The 10937-nt window shown below is 71.7% G+C and carries 9 protein-coding genes and 1 pseudogene; 2 read left to right on the top strand and 8 right to left on the bottom strand.

Annotated elements, in window-relative coordinates:
• Positions 1-411: 411 nt before the first annotated feature.
• The 7 genes and pseudogenes from rbsD to ABD198_RS20210 all read right to left on the bottom strand — a co-directional run bounded on the left by rbsD (position 412) and on the right by ABD198_RS20210 (position 7326).
• Positions 412-801, bottom strand: coding sequence for a D-ribose pyranase (rbsD, locus tag ABD198_RS20240; protein ID WP_344003735.1), 390 nt, complete (start codon positions 799-801; stop codon positions 412-414).
• A complete protein-coding gene (locus tag ABD198_RS20235; RefSeq protein WP_344003733.1) occupies positions 798-1703 on the bottom strand; it encodes a ribokinase in 906 nt (301 codons plus the stop codon). The genes rbsD and ABD198_RS20235 overlap by 4 nt, the downstream gene beginning before the upstream one ends.
• Before the next feature lie 78 nt (positions 1704-1781).
• Positions 1782-3740: an ABC transporter permease/substrate-binding protein gene (locus ABD198_RS20230; RefSeq protein ID WP_344003730.1), complete on the bottom strand. Its 1959-nt coding sequence runs from the start codon at positions 3738-3740 to the stop codon at positions 1782-1784.
• Positions 3730-5340 (bottom strand): sugar ABC transporter ATP-binding protein, encoded by a 1611-nt coding sequence (locus tag ABD198_RS20225; protein ID WP_344003728.1) that lies wholly within the window; start codon positions 5338-5340, stop codon positions 3730-3732. The genes ABD198_RS20230 and ABD198_RS20225 overlap by 11 nt, the downstream gene beginning before the upstream one ends.
• Entirely contained in the window at positions 5337-6383 is a 1047-nt protein-coding gene (locus tag ABD198_RS20220) for a LacI family DNA-binding transcriptional regulator (RefSeq protein WP_344003726.1), read from the bottom strand. The genes ABD198_RS20225 and ABD198_RS20220 overlap by 4 nt, the downstream gene beginning before the upstream one ends.
• 160 nt (positions 6384-6543) lie before the next feature.
• Positions 6544-6807: a hypothetical protein gene (locus tag ABD198_RS20215; protein WP_344003724.1), complete on the bottom strand. Its 264-nt coding sequence runs from the start codon at positions 6805-6807 to the stop codon at positions 6544-6546.
• A 107-nt stretch (positions 6808-6914) separates the two neighbouring features.
• Positions 6915-7326 (bottom strand): annotated as a pseudogene (locus tag ABD198_RS20210) (ATP-binding protein).
• A 17-nt stretch (positions 7327-7343) separates the two neighbouring features.
• Between ABD198_RS20210 and ABD198_RS20205 the strand changes: the two are divergent.
• Positions 7344-7460, top strand: coding sequence for a DUF397 domain-containing protein (locus ABD198_RS20205; protein WP_344003721.1), 117 nt, complete (start codon positions 7344-7346; stop codon positions 7458-7460).
• A gap of 66 nt (positions 7461-7526) precedes the next feature.
• Here the strand turns inward: ABD198_RS20205 and ABD198_RS20200 are convergent, their stop codons facing one another.
• Complete coding sequence (locus ABD198_RS20200) at positions 7527-8357, bottom strand: tetratricopeptide repeat protein (RefSeq protein WP_344003718.1); 831 nt, start codon at positions 8355-8357, stop codon at positions 7527-7529.
• A gap of 98 nt (positions 8358-8455) precedes the next feature.
• On the opposite strand from ABD198_RS20200, the gene recD2 reads away from it, so the two are divergent.
• Complete coding sequence (gene recD2 / locus ABD198_RS20195) at positions 8456-10741, top strand: SF1B family DNA helicase RecD2 (RefSeq protein ID WP_344003715.1); 2286 nt, start codon at positions 8456-8458, stop codon at positions 10739-10741.
• Positions 10742-10937: the final 196 nt, after the last annotated feature.

Below are 10937 nucleotides of genomic sequence, written 5' to 3'. Positions count from 1 at the left end.
CGACTTCACCTGACCCGGCCTTGGCACAACCCATCCAACGACCAGACCCCAACAAAGTCACCGGTATTGCACCTAGGGGCTGTCGGGCGCCCGGCGACCTCGGCGAGCGGGTCGTCGGCGCGGGGTCCAGAAGGCTCGGAAATTTCTCGAATGGACCGTGCAACCTTCTCCGGACCCCGCGGGTCGTACTTGATGTCAGAACTTCTGAGGGGGGACCCGGGGGGGACTCGGGGGGTTCTGACGGGGGGAGGAACCGAGGGGCCCGGTCGACGGACCGGGCCCCTCGAAGTCTCATCACGCGGGCCGCGGCTCGCCCGGTGTGGGGACGGGCGGCCGCGGCCGGCTCACAAGAACACGCGGGAGCGTCAGAGGAACGCGCCGTAGCGCGTCAGAGGAACACGTCTGAACGCGTCAGAAGAACACCCCGCAGCGCAGCAGCACATTCGCGTACGGCCGCGCCTCGCCGGTGCGCACCACGAGCCGCGCACCCGCGGTCAGCTCCTTGAGGCGCTCGTGCGGGACGAGGGTGAGGCCGGGGAAGTGGTCCGCCAGCAGCCCGGCCGCCTCCGGATTGGCCTCCCGCACCTCGCTCGCCGCCGTCGCCCCTTCGACCACCAGCTCGGCGAGCAGCCCGTGCAGCACCTCGGCGAACGACGGCACACCGGCCCGGAACGCCAGGTCCACCACGCGCGGACCGTCGGGAATCGGCATCCCCGCGTCACACACCAGCACCCCGTCGCCGTGCCCGAGTTCCGCGAGGGCGCCCGCGAGATGCCGGTTGAGGATCCCGTGCTTCTTCACAGGGCCGCGACCTCCGCCGCCGTCGGGAAGGAGACCTGCGCCCCCTGCTTGGTGACCGTCGCCGCGCCCACCCGGGCCGCGTAGGCGGCGGCCTCGGCGAGCGGCTCGCCGGAGCCGAGCCGCCAGGCCAGCGCCGCGGTGAACGCGTCGCCCGCACCGGTGGTGTCCACGGCCTCCACCTCGACGGACGGGATACGTGTGATGCCGTCCGAGGAGGCCACCAGCGCGCCCTCGCCGCCCAGGGTCACCACCACCGAGCGCGGGCCCTTCGCCAGCAGCAGCCGCGCCCAGTCCTCCGGCTGGTCGCTGACCCCGGCGCTGTCGCCGAGGATCACCTTCGCCTCGTGCTCGTTGACGATCAGCGGGTCGCAGGCCGCCAGCACCTCGGAGGGCAGCGGCCTGGGCGGCGACGGGTTGAGGACGAACCGGCTGCCCGGCGCCAGGTTCCGCACCACCTCCACCACCGTCTCCAGCGGGATCTCCAGCTGCGTGGACACCACCCGCGAGGCGTGGAAGAGGGACACGGCCGCCCGCACGTCCGACGGCGTGAGCCGCGCGTTGGCGCCCGGGGAGACGACGATGCTGTTGTCCCCCGACGGGTCCACCGTGATCAGCGCGACCCCGGTCGGCGCGCCGCCCACCAGCACACCCACCGTGTCGGCCCCGGCCTTGCGCAGCGAGTCCAGCAGCAGCCGGCCGTGCTCGTCGTCGCCGACCCGCGCCAGCAGCGCGGTGCGGGCGCCCAGCCGGGCGGCGGCCACCGCCTGGTTGGCTCCCTTGCCGCCCGGATGGACGGCCAGGTCGGTGCCGAGCACCGTCTCCCCGGCACCCGGCCGGCGTTCCACCCCGATCACCAGGTCGGCGTTGGCCGAACCGACGACCAGGAGGTCGTAGTCGTTCATCGATCGCTCCCCGATCCGCGTGCGGCGGGCGGCCGGTGCGACCGGCCGCCCGCCTCGATGGGCCCCTCGGCCCCGGTGTCAGCCCTCGAACCCGGCCACGTTCTCCTTCGTGACCACCTTCACCGGGACCTTCACCATCTTCTCCACCTTCTTGTGCTCGGCGGCCCGCAATGCGTTGCGCACGGCGATCCTGCCGAGTTCCGTCGGCTGCTGCGCGACCGAGGCGTACAGCGTGCCCGCCTCGACCGCCTTCAGCCCGTCCGGTGTGCCGTCGAAGCCGACGACGTGCACCGACTTGCCGGCCTTGGAGCCCAGCGCCTTGATCGCGCCGAGCGCCATCTCGTCGTTCTCGGCGAACACACCGCCGATGTCCGGGTGCGCCTGGAGCAGATTGGTCATCACGTCCAGGCCCTTGGTGCGGTCGAAGTCCGCGGGCTGCTTGGCGACGACCTTGATGCCCGGGTAGTCCTTCAGGCCCTCGGCGAAGCCCGCGCCGCGCTCGCGGCTGGCGGAGGTGCCGGCCTGGCCCTGCAGGATCACGATGGTGCCCTTGCCGCCGAGCTTCTCGGCGAGCGCCTTGGCGCCGAGCGCACCGCCCGCCACGTTGTCGGAGGCGACCAGCGCGGAGGTGTCCGCCTTGTTGACGGTGCGGTCCACGGCGATCACCGGTATGCCGGCCTTGTTGGCGCCGCGCACCGCCGGTCCGGCCGCGTCGGAGTCCACCGGGTTGACGACGACCGCGGAGAGCGAGCCGCTGGTGAAGTTCTGCAGCTGGTTGGCCTGCTGGGAGGCGTCGTTCTGCGCGTCGGTGACGGTGAGGTCGACGCCCAGCTTCCTGGCCTCCTCCTCGGCGCCGTCCCGGATCTGCACGAAGAACGGGTTGTTGAGCGTCGACAGGGACAGACCGATCTTCGGCTTGGCGGCCCCGGAGGAGCCGTTGTGCAGCAGCGAGGTGGCGCCGACCACCGCGACGGCGACCACGGCCGCGATCACGTACGTCAGTGCCTGCTTGCCCTTGTTCCCGCCGCCGGAGGCGCCGGCCGCGGGGGCGGTCGTGCCCGCCTTGCGGCGCAGCGTGTCGAACAGCACCGCCAGTGCGATGACCACACCGATGACGACCTGCTGCCAGAACGCCGACACCGACAGCAGGTTGAGGCCGTTGCGCAGCACCGCGAGGATCAGCGCGCCGACCAGGGTGCCGGACGCCCTGCCGGTGCCGCCCGCCAGGGAGGCGCCGCCGATGACGACCGCGGCGATCGCGTCCAGCTCGTAGCCCTGCGCGGCCTGCGGCTGCGCGGAGGCCAGCCGGGCGGCGAGCACGATGCCCGCGGCGGCGGCGAACAGGCCGGAGAAGGCGTAGATGGCGAGCTTCTGCTTCTTCACCCGCAGTCCGGACAGCCGTGCGGCCTCCTCGTTGCCGCCGATGGCGTACATGGACCGGCCGATGTACGTCCGCCCCAGCACGAAGGCGGTCAGCAGGCCCATCACCACCATCACCAGCACCGGCACCGGCAGCCAGCCGCCGAGCGTGTCGCCCAGGTGGGAGACCGAGTCGGGGAAGGCTATGGGCGAGCCCTGCGAGATCACCAGCGACAGGCCGCGCGCCACCGACAGCATCGCCAGTGTGGCGATGAACGGCGGGAGTTTGCCGTAGGAGATGAGGAAGCCGTTCACCAGACCGCAGGCGATGCCCGTCGCCACGGCGAGGACGACCGCGAGCACCACCGGCAGCCCGGCCTCGGTCGCGCTCCACGCCAGCACGGTCGCGGACAGCGCGGCGACCGAGCCGACCGACAGGTCGATGCCCGCCGAGACGATGACGAAGGTGACGCCGAAGGCGAGGATCGCGGTCACCGCTGCCTGGACGCCGACGTTGAGGAGGTTGTCGGCGGTCAGGAAGTCGCCGGACAGCGCCGACATGGCGATCACCAGGACCACCAGCGCGGTCAGCGCGCCGTTGTCGAGGAGCAGACGGCGCAGGCCGGCCGTGGCACCGGCCTGCGCGCCCGGCTTGCTCTTGAGCGTGTCAGTGGCCACCGGAGGCCTCCGTTCCGTTGCTGGGGGAGCTGGGGAAGTCGGGGGAGCTGGGGAAGTCGGGGGAGCTGGACGAGTCGGGTGAGGTGGGCGAGTCGGGTGAGCCGGGGGAGGTGCCGACGGCGAGGGCCATCACCGCGTCCTGGGTGGCCTCTGCGGCGTCCAGTTCGCCCGCGAGCCGGCCCTGCGCCATGACCAGGACCCGGTCGCTCATGCCGAGCACCTCGGGCAGGTCGCTGGAGATCATGAGCACCGCGGCGCCGGCCGCCGTCAGCTCGTTGATCAGCTGGTAGATCTCGACCTTCGCGCCGACGTCGATGCCGCGCGTCGGCTCATCGAGGATGAGCACCTTGGTGTTGGCCAGCAGCCATTTGCCGATGACGACCTTCTGCTGGTTGCCGCCGGACAGGGTGCGCACATGCTGTCCGAGGCCGGCCATCCGCACCCCGAGCTGCCGGGCGATCCGCTCCGCCGCCTCGTGCTGCCCCTTGAGGTCGACCAGGCCCGCGCGCGTGGCGGACCGCAGGGTGACCAGGCCCAGGTTCTCCGCCACCGAGGCGTCCAGGACCAGCCCCTGGCCCTTGCGGTCCTCGGGCACCAGACCGACTCCGGCCTCCAGGGCGGCGTTCACGTCGTGGCGGCGCAGCCGCACCCCGCCGACCCGCACGGCCCCGGAGTCGTACGGATCGGCCCCGAACACCGCCCGGGCCACCTCCGTCCGCCCCGCACCGACCAGCCCCGCGATCCCGACGACCTCACCGGCCCGCACCTCGAAGCTGACGTCGTGGAACACCCCGTCCCGGGTCAGCCCCTCCACCTTGAGCAGAGCGTCCCCGGCGTCCGTGCGCTCGCGCGGGTACTGCTGCTCGATGGACCGCCCCACCATCAGCCGCACCAGCTCGTCCTCGGGCGTCGAGGCCGGCACCTGCCCGACGCTGCGCCCGTCCCGGAGCACGGTGACCCGGTCGCCCAGCGCGGCGATCTCCTCCAGGTGGTGGGTGATGAAGACGATGCCCACCCCGTCCTCGCGCAGCCGCCGCACGATCGCGAACAGCCTCTCGACCTCCTCCGAGGTCAGCACGGCGGTCGGCTCGTCCATGATCAGCACCCGGGCCTCGAGGCTGAGCGCCTTGGCGATCTCCACCATCTGGAGCCGGGCGATACCGAGTTCACGCACCCGCGCCCGCGGCGACACGTCCACCCCGACGCGCTTGAGCAGCACCTCGGCGTCCGCGTCCATCCGCTTGCGGTCGATCATCCCGAAGCGGCGCGGCTGCCGCCCCAGGAAGATGTTCTCCGCGACCGTCAGATCGGGGACGAGGTTGAACTCCTGGTAGATGGTGGCGATCCCGAGCCGCTCGGAGGCCTGCGCATCCTGGATGCGCACCTCCTCGCCGCCCACCACGATCCGGCCGGCGTCGGGGGTGCAGGCGCCGGAGAGCATCTTGATCAGCGTGCTCTTGCCGGCGCCGTTCTCACCGAGCAGCACATGCACCTCGCCGCGGCGCAGATCGAAGTCCACGCCGTCGAGCGCGACCACGCCGGGGAAGGTCTTGCGGATGCCCTCGATGCGCAGCAACTCGTCAGGACTGCGGCTGCTCACGGCGTACTCCTTCGTACGGGGGAGGGGGGACGATCGATTCCGTGCCCGGTTCCGGGCTCACCGCACGAGCGGCGCACGACGAGCCGGGCGGGCAGGGTGACGGAGGAGCCGGGCCGCCCCTCGATCCGGTCGACCAGGGCGCGCACGGCGGCCCGCCCCAGCTCCCGGACCGGCTGGGCGATGGCGGTGACCGGCGGATCGGTGTGCACGAACCAGGGGATGTCGTCGAACGCGGCGAGCCCGATGTCGTCCGGCACCCGCAGCCCGCGCGCGCGGATCGCGTCCAGCGCGCCGAGCGCCATCAGATTGTCCGCGGCGAACACGACCTCCGGAGGCTCGGCCAGCTCCAGAAATCCCTCGGTGACCCGTCGCCCGCTCTCCGCCTGGAAATCTCCCTGGCCGATGTAGGCGTCGGGCAGCGAGAGCCCGTACTCGCCGAGCGCCTCACGGAAGGCCTCCACCCGCTCCCGGCCGGTCGTGGTGGCCGCCGGCCCGGCGATGATCGCCAGCCGCCGGCGCCCCAGCCCGTGCAGATGGGCCACCAGGTCCCGCACGGCGCCCCGCCCGTCCGACCGGACCACGGGCACGTCCACGCCCGGGATCCACCGGTCCACGAACACCATGGGCGTCCCCGCCCGCGCGGCCGCCAGCATGCCGGGCGACCCGTCGTCGGTGGGGGAGACCAGCAGTCCGTCGATCCGGCGGTCCAGCAGCGTGGTGACGTGGTGGTCCTGCAGGTCGGGCCGCTCGTCCGCGTTGCCGATGATCACGCTGTAGCCGAGGGTGCGGGCCTCCTCCTCCACGGAGCGGGCCAGCTCGGTGAAGTACGGGTTCATCACGTCGCTGATGACCAGCCCGAGGGTGCGGGTCTGATCGGTGCGCAGCGACCGGGCCACGGCGTTCGGCCGGTACCCCAGCGCCTCGACGGCGGCCGTCACCCGGCGGCGCGCGTCCTCGCTCACCGACGGATGCCCGTTGAGCACCCGCGACACCGTGGCGACGGACAGGCCTGCCTCGGCGGCGACGTCCTTGATGCCCGCCATGCCCGACCCACCTCCTCGTGGAATCGATTACACGGAGGATTGGAAACGATTACACGGGCGAAGGGCAAGAGGGCGTCCGACGGACGCAACCGAATCGTGATGTCGCCGGGGGCGAAGCGGAGCCGAAGTGGGCCTCTCCCGGATGTGGCCCGTCCCCGGATCAGTCCCAGACGTCCCCGTCATGCGGCAGAGCCGCGAAGTCCTCCGGGGCATGGGACAGGAAGACCCGGACGCCGGCCCTGCCCAGATGCCGGAGACGCCCGTAGCTGAGCAGCTTCCGCTGCACGTTCCAGTCGCTCAGCTGGGGAACGTCCTTCTCCACCCCCTCCCACAGATGGCCGGCGTCCCCCATGAACCCCACCCGCCCCTGGTGCTCCAGATCCAGGCCGTCGTCCACGGTGGTCAGGCGCAGTCGTGCGGGCATGGGCGTTCACTTTGCCGGACGGGCCCGGCACCCCGTGCGTGCCACGCCCGTCCCATGCTCCGGTTTGCGCCCGTCGCCCTGTGTCTTGTCGCCTGCGCGGGGAAGGGCTACGCCGCACCCACCTCGCACCACACGAACTTCCCCCGGCCGCCCTCTCTCGCCAGCGGCTGCCACCCCCACACATCGGCACAGGCCCGCACCAGGGCGAGGCCCCGTCCGTCCTCCCGCTCCAGCAGGGGCGTGAACGGCTGCGGGGGCTCCGGCGGAGAGGGGTCCGCGTCCCACGCCCCGATCCGCAGCGTCCCCGGAGGCGACCAGCGCACGCGGAGAGCGGCGGGGCCCTTGGTGTGCCGTACGGCGTTGGCCACCAGCTCCGCCGCGAGCAGCTCGGCGACGTCGACGAGGCGGATCAGTCCGTGCACGGTGAGGATCAGCCGCAGGGTGCGCCGGCTGACGGTGACGGCGCGGAGGTCGTTGGGGATGTGGGAGGGAGTACTCCCAGGGTTCGTTCTCAGACATGCGGAATCCCGTTGGGGGTGGGGGTGAGTGCCGTGCGCGACTCGAAGGCCCCTTCCCGGGCCATCCTCACCTTCCCCACGACGGCCTTCGCCGTCTTCGTTGCTGGGCTGAAGGGAACCAGAGGCGGCCTCTGACGAACCTCACTGTCAAGCACGCCGCACCGAGCTATCGCCACCGCTCACCCGACCGTGCCCTCGCACTCACGGGTGAGCTGAACCAATGCGCTCCAGCAACTCCCGCGCCTCCACGCTGCGGCGATGCTCCGGCCCGAAGGAAGCCACGCAGACGTCGTGTGCGGATGCGGCCTGGTGCCGCGCCTCGGCGGTGCGCTGCAACCCGAACAAGGAGGTAGCAGACGCCAGTTCGACGGCTCCCTGGTCCGGATGGCGCTCGTGTTCAGGAAGGGCGCGGTACAGCTCATCGGCGCCCCGCGCCTCACTGAGCGCTTCCTCGTGGCGCGCCTGGCCGTTGAGGGCACGGGCCAGGCCGAGGCGCAGCACCAGGGACATCCTGTCCCGCACGGTGTGGGCGGTCAGGGCCTCGCGGGCGACTGTCTCGGCCTCCTGATGGCGCCCCTGCGCATTGAGGGCGAAGACCAGCCCGTTGCGGGCGGCAGCCGCCAGGCGGGCCATCTCGGGGCCGGTACCGCGGGCCGCGGTGGCGGCGACAGTCGTGCATTCCGCCTCGCATTCGGCGTGCCGGCCGAGCGCGGTCAGCTGCTGTGCACGGTCCGAGCGCAGCTTCAGGGTCAGCCAGTGACCGGCACCGAATATCCGGCTGAAGACGACCAGCGCCTCGTCGTACGTGGCCACGGCCTCGGCACCGTGCCCCTGCGCGCCCGCCGCCAGCGCGGCGATGTTCAGCGCCATGGCGCCGTACTGATCGTCCCGCGGCCGGGACCGGGCGACGGCGCGGGCCGCGGTCTCGGCCTCGGCGTAACGCCCGGCGTCGTACAGCGCTTTGGCCTCGTCCACAGGCGTCCCCGTCATGCGTTCCGCATCGCCCCGGCCGCGCCGGCGGAAGATATTCATGATCGGAGCATACGGGCGTCGTACGTACAGGGTCCGGTTCCCGCCCTCTGCCGAACCGGCGGAGCCACCTGTCACACCCCGCCGGTACCTTCGACTCCATGTCCACCCATCCCTCCGCAGCCGCCGGCGAACGCCGGCTCGCCGTGCTCGAAGGTGTTCTGGAGCGCATCACCTACGCCAATGAGGAGAACGGCTACACGGTCGCCCGGGTCGACACCGGGCGGGGGTCCGGCGATCTGCTGACCGTCGTCGGCGCGCTGCTCGGTGCGCAGGTCGGGGAGTCGCTGCGGATGGAGGGGCGCTGGGGGTCGCACCCGCAGTACGGCAAGCAGTTCCACGTGGAGAACTACACGACGGTGCTGCCGGCCACCGTCCAGGGCATCCGCCGCTACCTCGGCTCCGGCCTGGTCAAGGGCATCGGCCCGGTCTTCGCCGACCGCATCACCCAGCACTTCGGGCTGGACACCCTGCGGATCATCGAGGAGGAGCCGGAGCGGCTGATCGAGGTGCCGGGGCTCGGGCCGAAGCGGACGAAGAAGATCGCCGACGCCTGGGAGGAGCAGAAGGCGATCAAGGAGGTCATGCTCTTCCTGCAGACCGTGGACGTGTCCACCTCCATCGCCGTGCGGATCTACAAGAAGTACGGAGACGCCTCCATCTCCGTGGTGAAGAACCAGCCCTACCGGCTCGCCGCCGACGTCTGGGGCATCGGCTTCCTCACCGCCGACAAGATCGCCCAGTCCGTCGGCATCCCGCACGACAGCCCGGAGCGCGTCAAGGCGGGCCTGCAGTACGCGCTGTCGCAGTCCGCCGACCAGGGGCACTGCTATCTGCCGGAGGAGAAGCTGATCGCCGACGCGGTCAAGCTGCTCCAGGTCGACACCGGGCTGGTCATCGAGTGTCTCGGCGAGCTGGCCGCCGAGCCCGAGGACGGGGAGGACCCCGGGGTCGTACGGGAGAAGGTGCCGGGGCCGGACGGAGGGGAGCCCGTCACCGCGATCTACCTGGTCCCGTTCCACCGGGCGGAGATGTCGCTCGCCGGGCAGTTGCTGCGTCTGATGCGGACGGACGAGGACCGCATGCCGGCGTTCCAGGACGTCGCCTGGGACAGGGCGCTGGCCTGGCTCAAGGGCCGCACCGGCGCCGAACTCGCCCCGGAACAGGAGGCCGCCGTCAAGCTGGCCCTGACCGAGAAGGTCGCCGTCCTCACCGGCGGTCCGGGCTGCGGCAAGTCCTTCACCGTGCGCTCGGTGGTGGAGCTGGCCCGCGCCAAGAAGGCCAAGGTGGTGCTCGCCGCGCCGACCGGCCGTGCCGCCAAGCGGCTCGCCGAGCTGACCGGCGCCGAGGCCTCCACCGTGCACCGCCTGCTGGAGCTGAAGCCGGGCGGCGACGCCGCCTACGACCGGGACCGCCCGCTGGACGCCGACCTGGTGGTCGTGGACGAGGCGTCGATGCTGGACCTGCTGCTCGCCAACAAGCTGGTCAAGGCGGTGCCGCCGGGTGCGCATCTGCTGTTCGTGGGCGATGTCGACCAGCTCCCCAGCGTCGGCGCGGGGGAGGTGCTGCGGGATCTGCTCGCCGAGAGCAGCCCCGTGCCCGCCGTCCGTCTCACCCGGGTGTTCCGCCAGGCCCAGCAATCCGGGGTGGTCACCAATGCGCACCGGATCAACGCCGGGAAGCACCCGGTCACCGAGGGCCTGAAGGACTTCTTCCTCTTCGTCGAGGAGGACACCGAGGAGGCGGGCCGGCTGACGGTGGACGTCGCCGCCCGGCGCATCCCCGCGAAGTTCGGCCTCGACCCGCGCCGCGACGTCCAGGTCCTCGCCCCCATGCACCGGGGTCCGGCCGGGGCCGGCACGCTCAACGGGCTGCTCCAGCAGGCCATCACACCGGGCCGCCCCGACCTGCCCGAGAAGCGCTTCGGCGGCCGCGTCTTCCGGGTCGGCGACAAGGTCACCCAGATTCGCAACAATTACGACAAGGGCAAGAACGGGGTCTTCAACGGCACCGTGGGTGTGGTCACCTCACTCGACCCGGTGGACCAGCGTCTGACGGTGCTGACGGACGAGGACGAGGAGGTGCCGTACGAGTTCGACGAACTCGACGAGCTGGCGCACGCCTACGCGGTGACCATCCACCGCTCCCAGGGCAGCGAGTACCCGGCCGTGGTCATCCCGGTGACCACCGGGGCGTGGATGATGCTGCAGCGTAATCTGCTGTACACGGCTGTCACGCGGGCCAAGCGCCTGGTCGTCCTCGTCGGCTCCCGCAAGGCGATCGGCCAGGCGGTGCGCACGGTCTCGGCGGGCCGGCGCTGCACAGCGCTCGACTTCCGCCTCTCCGGTTCCGGTTCCGCCTCTCCGGGGCCCGTCCCCGGGCTGTGAGGGCCGCGACACAGAAAAATGATCGATCAAACGAGTCGCGAAGGTCACAGAGCACTTCCGGATGGGGATCACACGGGGCAGGATGGGCAAGTTGGCGGCACTCAGTGCCGTCGATAGGCCCGATGGTCGACCCCGAGTGCACTCTCCTGAGCCGAGTGGGGGATGGTAGAGACAGTCAGGGCACCTCGAAGATGAG

Origin of the sequence: Streptomyces thermocarboxydovorans (genome assembly GCF_039524635.1) — a bacterium.
GTDB classification, from domain to species: domain Bacteria; phylum Actinomycetota; class Actinomycetes; order Streptomycetales; family Streptomycetaceae; genus Streptomyces; species Streptomyces thermocarboxydovorans.
Note: the sequence above shows the minus strand (reverse complement) of the source record. Positions and strands in the feature narration are given on the sequence as shown.

What these genes read in the sequence shown, in the direction of transcription:
- recD2 (WP_344003715.1), top strand. Translation starts at nt 8,456, where the DNA reads ATGTCCACCCATCCCTCCGCAGCCGCCGGCGAACGCCGGCTCGCCGTG.
- ABD198_RS20200 (WP_344003718.1), bottom strand. Translation starts at nt 8,357, where the DNA reads ATGAATATCTTCCGCCGGCGCGGCCGGGGCGATGCGGAACGCATGACG.
- ABD198_RS20220 (WP_344003726.1), bottom strand. Translation starts at nt 6,383, where the DNA reads ATGGCGGGCATCAAGGACGTCGCCGCCGAGGCAGGCCTGTCCGTCGCC.
- ABD198_RS20215 (WP_344003724.1), bottom strand. Translation starts at nt 6,807, where the DNA reads ATGCCCGCACGACTGCGCCTGACCACCGTGGACGACGGCCTGGATCTG.
- ABD198_RS20235 (WP_344003733.1), bottom strand. Translation starts at nt 1,703, where the DNA reads ATGAACGACTACGACCTCCTGGTCGTCGGTTCGGCCAACGCCGACCTG.